Source organism: Paenibacillus sp. J5 (assembly GCF_054955055.1).
In genome coordinates this window covers 197,368-214,521 of record NZ_JBUEDD010000009.1, presented here as the reverse complement: position 1 = coordinate 214,521, position 17,154 = coordinate 197,368, and the positions used below count along the sequence as shown (strand labels likewise).

Here is a 17,154-nt window from a genome sequence, read left to right as displayed (position 1 = left end):
CACTCTTCCATATATGGTATTTTATAATATTTCCCCCAAATGAATTATAAAGAAATAACCGGCAGACAACTACCGGTTCCATCATAAATATAGTAATGCGGCCTCCACGAAAACAAAAAAAGTGCAAGCCCCGGGCAATAAACCCATGAGCTTGCACTTTGTGTAAGCAGAAGCAGCTAATGCTGCAGCCCGCTTATTTTTGGATAGTAGCAACAGCGCCAGCGCCTACAGTACGGCCGCCTTCGCGGATCGCGAAGCGAGTACCTTCTTCGATCGCGATAGGAGCGATCAGTTCAACGGTAACGGTGATGTTGTCACCAGGCATTACCATTTCGCTGCCTTCTGGCAGGTTGATGATACCTGTTACGTCAGTTGTACGGAAGTAGAACTGTGGACGGTAGCCTGTGAAAAAAGGCTTATGACGTCCGCCCTCTTCTTTAGTCAGGACGTAGATTTGAGCTGTGAAGTTAGTGTGAGGCTTAACGGAACCTGGTTTGGAGATAACTTGACCACGCTCGATGTCTTTACGCTCAACACCACGCAGCAACGCACCGATGTTGTCACCAGCTTGAGCGGAGTCCAGCAATTTGCGGAACATCTCTACGCCAGTACATACGGATTTGCGAGCTTCTTCAGCCAGACCAACGATTTCAACCTCGTCGCCTACTTTAACAGCACCGCGCTCTACGCGACCTGTAGCAACTGTACCACGACCAGTGATTGTGAATACGTCCTCGACAGGCATCAGGAAAGGCTTGTCAACGTCACGCTCTGGAGTTGGGATATAAGCGTCGATCTGTTCGAACAGTTCAACAACTTTGTCAGCCCAAGGACCATCTGGGTTAGCCAGTGCTTCACGAGCAGCACCACGGATGATTGGAGTGTCGTCGCCTGGGAACTCATATTCGTTCAGCAGGTCACGAACTTCCATCTCAACCAGTTCCAGAAGCTCTTCGTCTTCAACCATGTCGCATTTGTTCAGGAATACGACGATGTAAGGAACGCCTACTTGCTTGGACAGCAGGATGTGCTCGCGAGTTTGCGGCATAGGGCCGTCAGCAGCGGATACAACCAGGATTGCTCCGTCCATTTGAGCTGCACCAGTGATCATGTTTTTAACGTAGTCGGCGTGACCTGGGCAGTCAACGTGTGCATAGTGACGGTTAGGTGTTTCATATTCTACGTGGGAAGTGGAGATTGTGATCCCGCGCTCGCGCTCTTCTGGAGCTTTGTCGATTTGGTCAAAAGCGATAGCTGCGCCGCCGTATCTTTTGGAAAGAACGGTAGTGATGGCAGCAGTCAGAGTTGTTTTACCATGGTCAACGTGACCGATGGTACCGATATTAACGTGCGGTTTATTACGTTCAAATTTAGCCTTTGCCATTGAACTTAATCCTCCTTAATAATTGGGAATTATATGTGTGGGCCAGATAAAAGCCGGTGAAGGCAATCATCAGGCCAAATGCACTTGTGTGTTCAGACAGCTCTTATTGAGCGCCTTTGGTTTTGGAGATAATCTCTTCCGAGATCGATCTTGGAACCTCTTCATAGTGAGACAGCTCCATTGCGAAAACACCGCGTCCTTGTGTACCGGAGCGAAGCGTTGTGGAGTAACCGAACATCTCAGCCAAAGGCACCTTGGCACGGATAATTTGTGCGCCTGCACGGGAATCCATACCTTCGATGCGACCGCGACGGGAGTTCAGCATGCCCATAACGTCACCCATGTACTCTTCAGGAACAGTAACTTCCACTTTCATGATTGGCTCAAGCAGAACCGGATTACATTTATCCTTCGCTGCTTTGAGCGCCATGGAACCTGCAATCTTAAACGCCATCTCAGAGGAGTCGACGTCATGGTAAGATCCGTCAACGATTCTAGCTTTGATATCAACGAGCGGGAAGCCAGCCAGAACGCCGTTCTTCATCGACTCTTCGATACCAGCTTGAACAGCCGGAACATACTCACGCGGTACAACACCACCGACGATTTTGTTCTCGAATACAAATCCTTCTCCTGGCTCTTGAGGCTCGAACTCGATCCATACGTGACCGTATTGACCACGGCCGCCGGACTGACGAACGAATTTACCTTCAACTTTAGCAGGAGTGCGGAAGGTCTCACGATAGGCTACCTGCGGCTTACCAACATTGGTTTCCACTTTGAATTCACGACGCATACGGTCAACGATGATTTCCAGGTGAAGCTCACCCATACCAGCGATGATCGTTTGGTTCGTCTCTTCATCCGTGTACGCGCGGAAGGTTGGATCTTCCTCAGCCAGCTTGGAGAGCGCTACGCCCATTTTGTCCTGGTCGGCTTTCGTTTTTGGCTCGATAGCAATCTCGATAACCGGCTCAGGGAAGTTCATGGATTCAAGAATAACCGGGTTTTTCTCATCGCAGAGCGTGTCGCCAGTGATGGTGTCTTTCAGACCCACCGCAGCAGCAATATCTCCAGAGTATACCACGGAAATCTCTTCACGACTGTTCGCATGCATCTGAAGGATACGTCCAATTCTTTCGCGCTTGCCTTTAGTGGCATTCAGCACGTAGGAACCGGAATTCAGAACTCCAGAATACACGCGGAAGAACGTCAGTTTACCCACGAACGGGTCGGTAGCAATCTTGAACGCCAATGCTGCGAACGGTTGATCGTCAGCAGATTTGCGAACAGTTTCTGTTCCGTCTTCAAGAACACCCTTGATGTCTGGAACGTCGGTTGGAGCTGGCAGGTAATCTACAACAGCATCCAATACGAATTGCACACCTTTGTTGCGGTAAGAAGAACCGCAGACAACTGGGAAGATTTTCACTTCACATACGCCCTTGCGGAGCGCAGCTTTGATCTCAGGGATCGAAATCTCTTCGCCTTCAAGATACTTCATTGTCAGCTCTTCGTCAAGCTCGGCAACTTTCTCTACCAGCTCAAGACGAAGCTCTTCAACTTTCTCTTTCAGTTCAGCCGGGATTTCGATTTCTTCCGGATCTTTACCCAGATCATCTTTATACTTGTAAGCTTTGCGCTCAACGATGTCTACCAGGCCGATAAAGTCGTTCTCAGCTCCGATTGGAAGCTGAATCGCTACCGCATTTGCTTGGAGACGCTCACGCATGCTAGTAATTACATTCAAATAATCTGCACCGATGATGTCCATTTTATTGACATAAGCAATACGTGGAACACCATAACGGTCAGCCTGACGCCATACGGTTTCAGACTGAGGCTCTACGCCCTCTTTTGCACTGAAAACCCCAACGGCCCCGTCCAATACACGCAGGGAGCGTTCAACTTCAACAGTGAAGTCAACGTGACCCGGAGTATCAATGATATTAATGCGGTGACCCTTCCATTGAGCGGTAGTCGCAGCGGAAGTAATCGTAATTCCGCGCTCCTGCTCCTGCTCCATCCAGTCCATCGTAGCGCCACCATCGTGCACTTCACCGATTTTGTGGGTACGGCCTGTATAGAACAGAATCCGTTCGGTAGTCGTCGTTTTACCCGCATCGATATGCGCCATGATACCGATATTACGCGTATTTTTCAAGGAGAACTCTCTAGCCATGAATTTGTCTCCTTTCGTGTTTTAAATCCTACCAGCGGTAGTGAGCAAACGCTCTGTTCGCATCCGCCATTTTGTGCGTATCTTCACGTTTCTTAACGGAAGCGCCGGTGTTGTTGGAAGCATCGATAATCTCTGCTGCCAAACGCTCCACCATTGTTTTCTCTCCGCGATTGCGAGAGTAGTTCACCAACCAGCGCAGACCAAGCGCAGTACGGCGCTCAGGCTTAACCTCGATCGGCACTTGATAGTTGGCACCGCCGACACGACGAGCTTTAACTTCAAGCACTGGCATGATGTTTTTGATTGCAGTCTCAAACACTTCCATAGGATCGTTGCCTGTACGCTCTTTGATCAGGTTGAACGCATCATACAGAATGGTTTGGGCTACTCCGCGCTTACCGTCGAGCATGATACGGTTGATCAGACGAGTAACCAGCTTGCTGTTGTACACCGGATCCGGCAGTACATCCCTTTTTGTTACTGGACCTTTACGTGGCACTGAGGAAGTCCCCCTTTCTTCTCATAGTCATCCTGCGTGCCGGAACTTTTTCCGACTTCAGGCTATCTTACTTTTTCTCTTTCGGACGCTTCGTGCCGTATTTGGAACGAGCTTGTTTACGGTTGTTAACACCTGCAGTATCAAGCGCACCGCGAACGATGTGATAACGTACACCCGGAAGGTCTTTAACCCGGCCTCCACGAACCAGTACGACGCTGTGCTCTTGCAGGTTGTGCCCGATCCCGCCAATGTAAGCCGTAACCTCAACGCGGTTCGTCAAACGTACACGCGCATATTTCCGCAGGGCGGAGTTCGGTTTTTTCGGAGTCATTGTCCCTACACGAGTACATACACCGCGTTTTTGCGGGGAGCTTTGACCTGTCTCCTCACGCTTGAGCGCGTTGAAACCTCTCTGAAGTGCAGGAGATTTGGATTTTACCACTTTAGCCTGACGGCCTTTGCGAACTAGCTGATTAATTGTTGGCATGCTGCCACCCCCTTCCCATAATTGACCATGAACAATGCCTTGCCCTACTTAAAATTTAAGCCCACAGACCCAGGCGGTTCATTCATAAACAAACAAAAGTTTCCGCCAGTCAATCTCAAGAGTTAACCAGCAAAAACGGGTGCAACCATCATTCTTCATCAGGAACCCAAGCGGCCATCGCAGCCCCGACTTCAATCCCGCACATCTGTCCGAGATGCTTCATCGTCTCTACCCGGATCACTTCAATTCCAGCTTGCAGGCTCCGCTCGACAATGCGTGTTGTCAATTTCGGATCTGCATCATCAGCCACATACACTGCGACAGCCGAGCGCTGTTCAACAGCTTTAGCCGTTTGCTTCGTGCCGATCTTAAATGCCATGGGATCTCATCCTTCTATACTATCTTCTCGCTCGCTCAAGTACAGAACCATCCATACATTCTAGGCACACTTCGCTATATTAGCATCTCATAACCCATCATGTCAAGCTACTTGTGATCCTAATATAAAAAGTGCAGCAAACTATTCTATAATATCAGGTAAAGGGGATGCAGGTCAAGACAAAATGTCTGCCTTAACCGCACCCCCGATTCCTATACAGCTCCGAATTAGGATTCTACAGGAACGCTCTCCAGTTGTTCTTCTCCGGCCAGCGTCTCTTCCTCCATACCGGCAAAGCGAACGCTGCGATAGCGGTTCATACCTGTTCCCGCAGGGATCAGCTTCCCGATAATGACGTTCTCCTTGAGTCCAAGGAGTTGGTCGACCTTGCCCTTGATAGCAGCATCAGTCAGGACACGAGTCGTCTCCTGGAAGGAAGCCGCAGACAGGAAGGAGTCGGTTTCCAGTGACGCCTTCGTAATCCCGAGCAACACTGGTTTGGCAACGGCCGGTTCCTTGTCAGCGAAGATCGCCTCGCGGTTAGCTGCCTCATATTCATGAATGTCAACGAACGCGCCTGGGAGCAGTGTCGTATCTCCGGCATCAACGATTCGGATTTTACGAAGCATCTGCTTGATCATTACTTCAACGTGCTTGTCGTTGATTTCTACACCCTGGTTACGATATACGCGTTGAACTTCCTGCAGGATATAGTTCTGAACGCCGCGGATGCCCTTGATGCGCAGCATATCCTTCGGATCGATGGAGCCGTCAGTCAGCTCATCGCCTGCTTCAATCTGCTGCCCCTCCGTTACGCGGATACGCGAGCCGTAGGTAACAGAATACACTTTGGACTCCGCTTCGCCTTGAACCTCGATCTCGCGGCGATCCTTCGCTTCACGAATCTCCTTCACCACGCCGTCCAGCTCGGTGATAATCGCTTGGCCTTTAGGATTACGCGCCTCGAACAGCTCCTGAATACGCGGAAGACCTTGGGTAATATCGTCTCCGGCAACGCCCCCGGTATGGAATGTACGCATCGTGAGCTGCGTTCCCGGCTCACCGATCGATTGCGCTGCGATGATGCCTACAGCTTCGCCGATCTCGACATGCTTGCCTGTTGCCAGGTTGCGGCCGTAACAGATTTTGCAGACGCCATGACGGGCACGACAGCTCAATACAGAACGGATCTGCAAGCGTTCAACACCGGCTTCAACGATCGCATCTGCCTTGTTGGAATCGATCAGCTCATTGCGATTGACGATTACCTCGCCCGTCTTCGGATGACGCACAGTCTCGAAGGAGTAACGACCCTCGATACGGTCGTACAGATCCTCGATAACCTCTTTGCCATCTTGAATTTTGCTAACACTGAACCCTTTATCTGTACCGCAATCATCCTCGCGAACAATCACATCCTGGGCTACGTCTACAAGACGGCGAGTCAGATATCCTGAGTCTGCTGTCCGCAGCGCCGTATCCGCCAGACCTTTACGCGCGCCGTGCGTGGAAATAAAGTATTCCAATACGGTCAGGCCTTCGCGGAAGTTCGATTTGATAGGCAATTCGATGATCCGACCGGATGGGTTCGCCATCAGACCCCGCATACCACCAAGCTGGGTGATCTGAGATTTGTTACCCCGCGCCTTGGAGTCCACCATGAGCATGATGGAATTGTAGCGATCCATGGATTTCATCAGAATATCTGTAATCTGATCCTTCGCTCTGCTCCAGATGCCGATGACACGGTCGTAGCGCTCCTCGTTCGTAATCAGACCGCGACGGTACTGATTCGTAACCACTCTGACCTTCTCGTCAGATTCAACCAGAATCTGATTTTTCTCCTGAGGCACAATAACGTCGGACACTGCGATCGTAATACCGGCCTTGGTCGAGTAGGTAAAGCCAAGCTGCTTGATTTTGTCCAGAATGATCGAGGTTTGCGTAGTATGGTAGATACGGAAGCATTCTCCGATCACTTGTCCGAGATACTCCTTGCCGACTGCGCCGGCGACGGGCAGGGACATCATGAATTCACGCATGTCGGTGCCTTTTTTGGTGATAAAATATTTATCCGGTGTTCCATTCAGCAGATTGACCTTGGTGGCCTCATTGATGTACGGGAACGTGTCCGGGAATATTTCGTTGAAGATAACCTTGCCGACTGTTGTGGCAATCAGCGAATTTTGCTGTTCTTCTGTAAACGTCTGTTTCTTGAGCACCTTAACTGGGATAACGATCCGCGCATGCAGCGAGACAATACCGCGCTGATAAGCAGAGATCGCTTCATTCACTGTGCCGAAGATGGAGCCGGAGCCTTTGGCTTCTGGGTTATCCATCGTCAGATAGAAGCTTCCCAGAACCATATCCTGAGAAGGCGTAACGACCGGCTTACCATCCTTAGGGTTAAGGATATTGCCCGAAGCCAGCATCAGCAAGCGAGCCTCAGCCTGTGCCTCGGCCGACAGCGGAACGTGAACCGCCATCTGGTCACCGTCAAAGTCCGCGTTATAAGCGGTACAGACGAGCGGATGCAGCTTAATGGCGCGACCCTCTACAAGAATCGGCTCAAATGCCTGAATACCCAGTCTATGCAGCGTAGGGGCACGGTTCAGCAGTACCGGATGCTCCTTGATGACTTCCTCAAGCACATCCCATACTTCCGGGCTGACACGCTCTACTTTGCGCTTGGCGCTCTTAATATTATGAGCCAGACCTTTGTTGACCAGTTCCTTCATAACGAACGGCTTGAACAGCTCCAGCGCCATTTCCTTCGGCAGACCACACTGATACATCTTCAGGCTTGGTCCGACAACGATAACCGAACGACCGGAGTAATCGACCCGTTTACCCAGCAAGTTTTGGCGGAACCGCCCCTGCTTGCCCTTCAGCATATGGCTGAGCGACTTGAGCGGACGATTGCCCGGTCCAGTGACCGGACGACCGCGGCGACCATTATCGATCAGCGCGTCCACCGCTTCTTGCAGCATGCGCTTCTCGTTCTGAACGATAATATCTGGCGCTCCCAGATCCAGCAGGCGCTTCAGGCGGTTGTTACGGTTGATGACACGGCGATACAGGTCATTCAAGTCGGAGGTTGCGAAACGTCCGCCATCCAGTTGCACCATCGGGCGCAGCTCTGGAGGAATAACAGGCAGCACATCGAGAATCATCCACTCCGGCTCATTGCCGGAATTACGGAAAGCCTCGATAACCTCCAGGCGCTTGATCGCGCGGTTGCGACGCTGACCCTGAGCAGTGCGCAGCTCTTCCTTCAGCGTTTCCAGCTCGCGCTCAACGTCGATGTCCTGCAGCAGCTTCTTGACTGCTTCAGCGCCCATGCCCGCCTGGAAGCCATATCCGTACTTCTCACGGTAGCTGCGGTACTCCTTCTCGGACAGCAACTGCTTTTTCTCCAGCGGTGTATCTCCTGGATCAGTCACCACGTAGGAAGCGAAGTAGATAATCTCCTCGAGTGAACGAGGAGACATATCCAGCGCCAGACCCATGCGGCTCGGGATGCCTTTGAAATACCAGATATGCGATACCGGAGCGGCCAGCTCAATATGACCCATCCGCTCGCGGCGTACCTTGGCGCGTGTTACTTCCACGCCACAGCGATCGCACACTACGCCCTTGTAACGCACTCTTTTATATTTGCCGCAGTGACATTCCCAGTCCTTCTGGGGTCCGAAGATCTTCTCGCAGAACAGACCTTCCTTCTCCGGCTTCAGTGTGCGGTAGTTGATCGTTTCCGGTTTTTTGACTTCCCCGCGCGACCACGAACGGATCTTGTCGGGAGAAGCCAGACCGATTTTCATATACTCGAAGTTGTTAACATCCAACAAGGAGCAACCCTCCTTAAGACTGTGTCAGTACCTTAGTAACCCATTCCATCCAAAGCCTGCTGTTACTCGGCGCCTACCTCTGCACCTTCCAGGTTGAGGTTCAGCTTATCGCCCGTATTGTCATCTTCATCGTCGATCTCTTTCATCTCGATCTCTTCTTCGTTCTCGGTCAGGATCTTCACATCCATCCCCAAGCTTTGAAGCTCTTTAATAAGAACCTTGAACGACTCTGGAACGCCTGGCTCCGGCACGTTCTCGCCCTTAACGATCGATTCATACGTTTTCACCCGACCAACGACATCATCGGATTTGACGGTCAATATCTCTTGCAAGGTGTAGGCTGCGCCATAGGCCTCAAGCGCCCATACCTCCATCTCCCCGAAACGCTGTCCGCCGAACTGGGCTTTACCGCCGAGAGGCTGCTGAGTAACGAGCGAGTACGGCCCTGTAGAGCGAGCATGGATTTTGTCGTCAACCATGTGCGCCAGCTTGATCATGTACATGACACCAACCGTAACCTCGCGTTCGAACGACTCCCCTGTTCTTCCGTCGTAGAGGATCGTCTTACCGTTGCGCTGCATGCCGGCTTCTTCCATCGTGTCGAATACATCATATTCATTCGCTCCGTCAAATACCGGAGTTGCAGCATGAATGCCCAAATGCTTACACGCCATGCCAAGGTGAACCTCCAGCACCTGACCGATATTCATCCGTGAAGGTACCCCTAGCGGATTGAGCACAACCTCTACAGGTGTGCCATCCGGCAGAAACGGCATATCTTCTTCCGGCAGGATGCGGGCGATAACCCCTTTGTTTCCGTGACGTCCCGCCATCTTATCGCCTTCAGAGATTTTACGTTTCTGAGCGATATAGGCACGAACCAGTTGATTCACTCCCGGTGGCAGCTCATCGCCGTTCTCACGGGTGAACACCTTCACATCAACCACGATTCCGTCGGTACCATGCGGCACGCGCAGCGATGTATCGCGAACCTCACGCGCCTTCTCACCGAAGATCGCATGCAGCAGCCGCTCCTCCGCTGTCAGCTCCGTAACCCCCTTAGGCGTTACCTTGCCGACGAGGATGTCTCCTGCGCCAATCTCGGCTCCAACGCGAATAATGCCGCGCTCGTCGAGATTCTTCAGCGCTTCTTCCCCGACGTTCGGGATGTCGCGCGTGATTTCCTCAGGTCCAAGCTTCGTATCACGAGCTTCGGATTCATATTCCTCAATGTGAATGGAGGTATACACGTCCTCTTTCACAAGCTTCTCGCTAAGCAAGATCGCATCCTCGTAGTTGTAGCCCTCCCACGTCATGAAGGCAACGACGACGTTGCGCCCCAATGCCAGCTCGCCCATCTCGGTCGATGGTCCATCTGCCAGAATCGTGCCCTTCTTGACGAATTCGCCCTTGCGCACGATCGGACGCTGGTTGATGCAGGTACCTTGGTTGGAACGCATAAACTTATGCAGCTTATGCTTCACCAGATCCCCGGTAATCTGCTTGCCATCTACAATCTCAACGCGGCGCAGCGCAACCTCATTGGCGGATACGCGCTCAATGTAGCCATCATATTTGCTGACGATACATACGCCGGAATCCTTCGCCGACTTATGCTCCATTCCTGTACCGACAAGCGGAGCCTTCGGAATCAAGAGCGGCACCGCCTGCCGCTGCATGTTGGAGCCCATCAGCGCACGGTTGGAGTCATCATTTTCAAGGAACGGAATTAGCGCCGTTGCGACCGATACCACCTGCTTCGGCGATACGTCCATATAGTCAACTCGCTCGCTCGGCATCGTCAAGATGTTATCCGCCTGCTTGTTGTAACGAACGATGACATTCTCTTCTGCAAATTTGCCTTCCGGTGTTAACTGCGCATTCGCCTGAGCGATAACATAGTTATCCTCCTCGTCCGCAGTCAGGTAAGCAATCTGCTCTGTAACGATACTGGTCTTCGGATCGACCCAACGGTATGGAGCTTCAATGAAGCCATATTCGTTGATGCGGGCAAAGGTAGACAAGGAGTTGATCAGACCGATATTCGGTCCCTCCGGCGTCTCGATCGGACACATGCGGCCATAGTGAGAGTGGTGAACGTCACGCACCTCAAAGCCTGCACGCTCACGTGTCAGACCGCCCGGACCGAGCGCAGACAGACGGCGCTTATGCGTCAGCTCTGCGAGCGGGTTCGTCTGATCCATGAACTGGGACAACTGCGAGCTGCCGAAGAACTCCTTAATCGATGCAATGACTGGACGAATATTGATCAGAGCCTGAGGCGTGATCGCATTCGCATCCTGGATGGACATACGCTCACGAACAACCCTCTCCATGCGGGACAGGCCGATCCGGAATTGGTTCTGGAGCAGCTCACCTACAGAGCGGAGACGGCGGTTGCCAAGATGGTCAATATCATCTGTGCTTCCAACACCATGCAGCAGGTTAAGGAAGTAGTTAATGGAAGCGATAATGTCAGCCGGTGTAATATGTTTGACGGACTTGTCAATCAAGCCGTTCGCAATAACTTTAATAATCTTGCCGTCTTCGTGCGGAGAGAATACGCTGATGGTCTGCAGTGGAATACTACTAGCATCCATGACGCCGCCGGCAACATGGTATGTCTTAAAGCCAACGTTCTTCTCCAGAAGCGGCAAAATTTCATCCAGCAGACGACGATCAATCATCTGTCCGCTTTCAGCCAGAATTTCACCTGTGCTTGGATCAATCAGTGTCTCTGCAAGACGCTGGTTGAACAGTCTGTTCTTAATATGAAGCTTCTTGTTGATCTTATAGCGACCTACATTCGCCAGATCATAACGCTTCGGATCAAAGAAACGGGCAACGAGCAAGCTCTTCGCATTATCCAGCGTAGGCGGCTCGCCCGGACGCAGGCGCTCGTAGATTTCGATCAATGCCTTATCCGTCGAATCGGTGTTGTCCTTGTCCAGCGTATTGCGGATATACTCATCATGCCCGAGCAGATCCAAGATCTCGGCATCGGTGCCAAAGCCCAGCGCACGCAGCAATACCGTTACCGGAATTTTCCGTGTACGGTCGATCCGCACATAGACAATATCCTTTGCATCGGTCTCCAGCTCCAGCCAGGCCCCGCGGTTTGGAATCACTGTCGCTGTGTACGTCTTCTTGCCGTTCTTGTCTACCTTTGTGCTGAAGTAAACGCTGGGTGAGCGCACCAATTGGCTGACGATTACCCGTTCTGCCCCGTTAATAATAAAGGTGCCGGTTTCAGTCATCAGCGGGAAGTCGCCCATAAACACTTCTTGTTCCTTCACTTCGCCGGTTTCTTTGTTAATCAGCCGCACCTTAACCCGTAATGGAGCAGCATACGTGACGTCGCGTTCCTTTGACTCGTCAACCGAATATTTCGGTTCGCCCAAACTGTAATCGATAAACTCCAGCGACAAATTGCCCGTAAAATCCTGAATAGGCGAAATATCTTGAAACAGCTCAAGTAAGTCGCGCTCCAGAAATTTTTCATACGATTTTTGCTGAATTTCAATCAGGTTCGGAACCTCGAGCACCTCGTTAATGCGAGCATAGCTTCTACGCGTGCGTCGGCCATACTGAACAAGTTGTCCTGCCAACTTAACCTCACCCCTCATGTCTGCTTCAACGCTCAGGTCTTCCATTTCAAGAACCAGGCGCTAACAATACTGACTGTCAAATTGCTTCAACAGTGCATATAAATGGAACATAAGAAAGCTATGCTTGAAAACGCCACTTTCTTATATCCCAATAAAGAAAAGCCCTTATCGAAAGTAGTTCGAAAAAAGAGCGTGTTTCTCAGCGGTCGGCGCGGCACAGTTGCCGCATGATCTCATATCAAGTAATTTTGCCCAAAATCTAAACATTATACGTCAAATGCTAAAATATTATGCATGTCTGCCTTCAAAAAATAACACTTGACATTTTAATCAGCTAAAGGGTTTTCACCTAGCCTAATGCTGACATTTTATAATAATACCACAAACAAAAGAACAGGTCAACTATTTTCTGATCCCTGCTTGACAGCACGAAAGATACGATACCCCTTATCCTTCGTTATTTCCTCCACCTTGTCATACAAGGCTTCGAGCTTTGTCCAGGCTGAAGGAGCCCCCTGCTTTTTTTGAATCACTACCCACATTTGCCCGCCAGGACGCAGCAGAGACCAGCCCTCCTCGAAGATACGATGAACGACAGCTTTACCGGCACGGATCGGCGGATTCGTCAAGATAACATCGAAGCTGCGACCTTGGACAGCAGCATACAGATCGCTTTGCAGTACTTCAACATTGGAAATTCCATTATGTGCGGCATTGTACATGGCAAGCTCAACCGCCCGTTCATTGATATCTATCATGGTGACTCGTCCCTGTGGAACGAGCATGGATGCTGCCAGTCCGATCGGGCCATAACCGCAGCCCACATCGAGCACCTCATCTGCAGCATTCAATTGCACAGCTTCAATCAACACTCTGCTGCCATAATCGACACCCGCCTTGGAGAATACGCCAGCATCCGTTGCAAAACGGTAGGTTTTCCCCCGGAGGATGGCTTCATGAATTTGACGATCCTGCTTGGCTGCCGGCTTTTGTGTATAGTAGTGATCGGACATCATTTCCCTCCTCTTCTAGTCTGCATGCTACCAAGAGGCACAAACAGATAATAAGCGTAAGCAAACCCCTTGAAGCACGGCTCCAAGGGGTTTGCTATAGTGCAAGAAGGCTATTACTTCACTTCTACGGAAGCGCCAGCTTCTTCGAGTTTTGCTTTAACAGCTTCAGCATCCTCTTTGGATACTTTCTCTTTGATTGGTTTTGGAGCATTGTCAACAACGTCTTTCGCTTCTTTCAGGCCAAGACCTGTGATTTCGCGAACAACTTTGATAACGTTGATTTTGGAAGCGCCAGCGTTAGTCAGAATTACGTCGAATTCTGTTTGCTCAGCAACTTCAGCAGCGCCGCCGCCAGCTACTACAGCTACAGGAGCTGCTGCAGTTACACCAAATTCTTCTTCGATTGCTTTAACCAGGTCGTTCAGTTCAAGAACGTTCATGCCTTTGATTGCTTCCAAGATTTGCTCTTTACTCATGGTTGAACCTCCATAGATTTAATTTTGTATTGGTAGTCATGCAATGCATTGTTTTGGTTCATGCTTTGGCCTCGGCGTCCTGCCATAGGGCAGCGCTGCTCTGCCAACTAAAGTTGGCATCAGCCGTTTACGCTTGTTGTTCTTGCTTTTCGGCAACAGCTTTAACTGCAAGCGCGAAGTTGCGGACAGGTGCTTGCAGCACGCTGAGCAACATGGAGAGCAAACCTTCGCGAGAAGGCAGATCAGCCAGAGCTTTCAGTTGTTCTACGCCTACAACTTGCCCTTCAACAACGCCGCCTTTAATTTCCAGAGCGTCGTTCTTTTTGGCGAAGTTGCTCAAAATTTTCGCTGGAGCAACAACATCGTCTTTTGCAAATGCAATCGCGGTTGGACCGGTCAGCACTTGGTCAAGCTCAGTCAGCTCAGTTGCAGCAGTCGCACGACGAACGAGCGAGTTCTTCAGCACTTGAAATTCAATGCCGGCTTCACGAAGCTGCTTGCGCAGTTCAGTTACTTGAGCAACGTTCAGACCACGATAGTCCGCAACAACTGTACAGTTGCTCTCGCGAAACTTCGCAGCAATCTCTTCAACCGCTTGTTGTTTTTCTTGAATGATTTTTGCGTTAGCCAAGCTTTACACCTCCTGTAGTATTTGTACAAACCGTAACCGCAAGCTCCATTCCGATGTCCGATACATGAGAAAAGGCCCCCGCTAACCGAGCGAAGGCCATGATTACGCTATGTGTTCCCAGGCTATAGAGCTCCAAGATCAGCATAAACTATATATCATAACACCTCGGTAGGAAATTAAGCTGAACGCACCTACTGTCTACGGCATGCATGTTCAATTGTCAGAGCGAATTCTTAGCGGTATACCGCTGTGTTCACACGAGCGCTAGGGCCCATAGTGGAAGAAATCGCGATGTTTTTCAGGTAAACGCCTTTGGCTGCAGCCGGTTTAGCACGCACCAACGCTTCAACCAGAGAACGAAGGTTTTCGTTCAGCTTCTCAGCGTCGAAGGATACTTTACCGATTGGAGCATGGATTTGACCTGCTTTATCCAGACGGTACTCGATTTTACCAGCCTTAATCTCTTGAACCGCTTTGGCAACGTCAAACGTTACAGTACCGGCTTTAGGGTTAGGCATAAGGCCTTTACCACCGAGAATACGACCCAGTTTACCAACTTCCGCCATCATGTCTGGTGTTGCTACGCAGACGTCGAATTCGAACCAGCCTTGCTGAATTTTGTTGATCATGTCGGCATCGCCTACATAATCTGCTCCAGCCGCTTCGGCTTCCTTCACTTTTTCGCCTTTCGCGAATACCAGTACGCGCTTTGTTTTACCTGTGCCGTGCGGCAATACAACTACACCGCGAACAGCCTGGTCTTGTTTCCGAGGGTCAACGCCCAGACGGACGGCAACTTCTACGGATTCATCAAACTTAGCAGATGCTGCTTTTTTGACCAGTTCAATCGCTTGAGCTGGCTCATATGTCGCTTCGCTGTCGAACAGCTTAACGGCTTCTTGGTACTTCTTGCCACGCTTTGCCATTTAGATATTCCTCCTCATGTGGTCATAACGGAAAATCCTCCATAACGGATGATCCTCCCACTGCAGCCGACACGCTTGTCTGCTGCACACAATTCACCGAAATTAGTCGGTAATTGTAACGCCCATACTGCGGGCTGTACCTTCGATCATCAGCATTGCCGCTTCAACGGACGCTGCATTCAGGTCAGGCATTTTTTGTTCTGCAATCTCACGAACTTTCGCACGCGAAACGGAAGCAACTTTCTTCTTGTTTGGCTCGCCTGAACCTTTATCGATTCCAGCAGCTACGCGAAGAAGAACTGCAGCCGGCGGCGTCTTGGTCTCGAACGTGAACGAACGATCCTCAAACACCGAGATAACAACCGGAATAATCAATCCCGCTTGATCTGCTGTACGAGCGTTGAACTCCTTACAGAATGCCATGATGTTAACACCTGCTTGACCAAGCGCTGGACCGATCGGCGGAGCCGGATTCGCTTTACCTGCTGGCACTTGCAGCTTTACCATCTTGATGACTTTTTTTGCCATAGTAGACACCTCCTTGCCCTGTAGTGTGGTCAGACGGGTACAGCAATTGCCATTCCCTCCCACCATCGCAGCCGCGTGTCAGCTAACTGCGAATGCTGTCCAGAAAACCAGACGATTATATCTTCTCCACCTGAGTGTAGTCCAGCTCAAGAGGGGTTTCCCTTCCAAACATGTTAACATGAACCTTCAGCTTGCTCTTGTCGAGTAGAATCTCTTCTACTGTACCGACAAAATTAGCGAAAGGCCCTACTTTGACGCGAACCGATTCTTTCAAATCGAATTCGATCACCGGTTTCGGCTCTTCAATGCCCATATGCTTCAGAATCTGGTCTACCTCATCTGGAAGCAATGCGGTCGGCTTGGAGCCGGACCCTGTAGATCCAACGAAGCCCGTCACACCAGGCGTGTTGCGAACAACATACCAAGAGTCATCGGTCTGCACCATCTCGACTAGAACATAGCCGGGATATACTTTCCTCATAACGGTCTTCTTCTTGCCGTCTTTGTTGACGATCTCTTCTTCCATAGGTACGAGCACACGAAAAATCTTGTCCTCCATGCCCATAGATTCTACACGTTTCTCGAGATTCGTCTTCACCTTGTTCTCATAGCCGGAATACGTGTGAACTACATACCATCTTTTTTCCATAACAAGCCACCTTTGGACACTTCTTAATCAATCAGTTCGACCAATCTAGAGATCCCGATGTCAAGAAGCCAAAAGTAAATGCCGACGGCCAAAACTGTCACGATAACTACAATTGTGTAGCTTGTCAGCTCTTTACGATTCGGCCAGCGAACTTTTTTGAGCTCAGCATAGGCGTCCGCAAAGAAGGCAAATGACGAACCAAAACCCTGCTTCATCTTCGCTAGAAATGTCACGTCCACACCTCCATTAACTATCGAGTCTCGCGATGAGGAGTATGCTCGTTACAAAACTTGCAGAACTTCTTCATCTCGATGCGGTCGGGGTGATTCCGTTTGTTTTTGTTGGTTGTGTAGTTTCTTTGCTTGCAGTTCGTGCATGCCAACGTAATAATTACCCGCATTCAAGTACACCTCCCGAAACTAACCTTCTCATTGCATGTCGTACACTTGCATAAACGTTTATGTTGAATCCGAGGATTCAAAACCCGTTCAAAACATATGCATATTTTGGGCTACCTAAAACACTTTATCACAATCACCATGCC

15 protein-coding genes and 1 other annotated feature are annotated in these 17,154 nt (G+C 50.4%); all 15 genes read right to left on the bottom strand.

What is annotated here, in order from left to right:
- Positions 1 to 193 precede the first annotated feature (193 nt).
- Entirely contained in the window at positions 194 to 1,384 is a 1,191-nt protein-coding gene (tuf, locus tag ACY1JZ_RS17780; protein ID WP_462630345.1) for an elongation factor Tu, read from the bottom strand.
- A gap of 103 nt (positions 1,385 to 1,487) precedes the next feature.
- A complete protein-coding gene (gene fusA, locus ACY1JZ_RS17775; RefSeq protein WP_270167872.1) occupies positions 1,488 to 3,566 on the bottom strand; it encodes an elongation factor G in 2,079 nt (692 codons plus the stop codon).
- A gap of 28 nt (positions 3,567 to 3,594) precedes the next feature.
- Positions 3,595 to 4,065 carry a 30S ribosomal protein S7 gene (gene rpsG, locus ACY1JZ_RS17770; protein ID WP_270167870.1) on the bottom strand — a complete coding sequence of 157 codons (471 nt, stop codon included), beginning with the start codon at positions 4,063 to 4,065 and terminating at the stop codon, positions 3,595 to 3,597.
- A gap of 67 nt (positions 4,066 to 4,132) precedes the next feature.
- Positions 4,133 to 4,552 (bottom strand): 30S ribosomal protein S12, encoded by a 420-nt coding sequence (gene rpsL, locus ACY1JZ_RS17765; RefSeq protein WP_028559473.1) that lies wholly within the window; start codon positions 4,550 to 4,552, stop codon positions 4,133 to 4,135.
- Positions 4,553 to 4,700: 148 nt separating this feature from the next.
- Positions 4,701 to 4,931 (bottom strand): ribosomal L7Ae/L30e/S12e/Gadd45 family protein, encoded by a 231-nt coding sequence (locus ACY1JZ_RS17760; RefSeq protein WP_270167869.1) that lies wholly within the window; start codon positions 4,929 to 4,931, stop codon positions 4,701 to 4,703.
- Positions 4,932 to 5,158: 227 nt separating this feature from the next.
- A complete protein-coding gene (gene rpoC / locus ACY1JZ_RS17755; protein ID WP_270167868.1) occupies positions 5,159 to 8,779 on the bottom strand; it encodes a DNA-directed RNA polymerase subunit beta' in 3,621 nt (1,206 codons plus the stop codon).
- 62 nt (positions 8,780 to 8,841) lie between these two features.
- Entirely contained in the window at positions 8,842 to 12,405 is a 3,564-nt protein-coding gene (gene rpoB / locus ACY1JZ_RS17750) for a DNA-directed RNA polymerase subunit beta (RefSeq protein ID WP_270167867.1), read from the bottom strand.
- A gap of 380 nt (positions 12,406 to 12,785) precedes the next feature.
- Positions 12,786 to 13,400 carry a class I SAM-dependent methyltransferase gene (locus ACY1JZ_RS17745; protein WP_462630344.1) on the bottom strand — a complete coding sequence of 205 codons (615 nt, stop codon included), beginning with the start codon at positions 13,398 to 13,400 and terminating at the stop codon, positions 12,786 to 12,788.
- 113 nt (positions 13,401 to 13,513) lie between these two features.
- The gene (gene rplL, locus ACY1JZ_RS17740; RefSeq protein WP_270167865.1) at positions 13,514 to 13,876 is read right to left on the bottom strand and encodes a 50S ribosomal protein L7/L12; all 363 of its coding nucleotides are present in this window, start codon (positions 13,874 to 13,876) and stop codon (positions 13,514 to 13,516) included.
- Positions 13,877 to 14,003: 127 nt separating this feature from the next.
- Positions 14,004 to 14,507: a 50S ribosomal protein L10 gene (gene rplJ, locus ACY1JZ_RS17735; protein WP_270167864.1), complete on the bottom strand. Its 504-nt coding sequence runs from the start codon at positions 14,505 to 14,507 to the stop codon at positions 14,004 to 14,006.
- Positions 14,508 to 14,565: 58 nt separating this feature from the next.
- Positions 14,566 to 14,729 (bottom strand) — a sequence feature (ribosomal protein L10 leader region).
- Positions 14,730 to 14,740: 11 nt separating this feature from the next.
- On the bottom strand, positions 14,741 to 15,433 hold the full coding sequence (rplA, locus tag ACY1JZ_RS17730) for a 50S ribosomal protein L1 (protein WP_462630343.1): 693 nt from the start codon (positions 15,431 to 15,433) through the stop codon (positions 14,741 to 14,743).
- A 102-nt stretch (positions 15,434 to 15,535) separates the two neighbouring features.
- The gene (gene rplK / locus ACY1JZ_RS17725; protein ID WP_270167861.1) at positions 15,536 to 15,961 is read right to left on the bottom strand and encodes a 50S ribosomal protein L11; all 426 of its coding nucleotides are present in this window, start codon (positions 15,959 to 15,961) and stop codon (positions 15,536 to 15,538) included.
- Between the two features lie 115 nt (positions 15,962 to 16,076).
- A complete protein-coding gene (gene nusG, locus ACY1JZ_RS17720; protein WP_028559464.1) occupies positions 16,077 to 16,610 on the bottom strand; it encodes a transcription termination/antitermination protein NusG in 534 nt (177 codons plus the stop codon).
- Between the two features lie 23 nt (positions 16,611 to 16,633).
- On the bottom strand, positions 16,634 to 16,843 hold the full coding sequence (gene secE, locus ACY1JZ_RS17715; protein WP_270167858.1) for a preprotein translocase subunit SecE: 210 nt from the start codon (positions 16,841 to 16,843) through the stop codon (positions 16,634 to 16,636).
- 17 nt (positions 16,844 to 16,860) lie between these two features.
- On the bottom strand, positions 16,861 to 17,010 hold the full coding sequence (gene rpmG / locus ACY1JZ_RS17710) for a 50S ribosomal protein L33 (protein WP_081666981.1): 150 nt from the start codon (positions 17,008 to 17,010) through the stop codon (positions 16,861 to 16,863).
- Positions 17,011 to 17,154 lie beyond the last annotated feature (144 nt).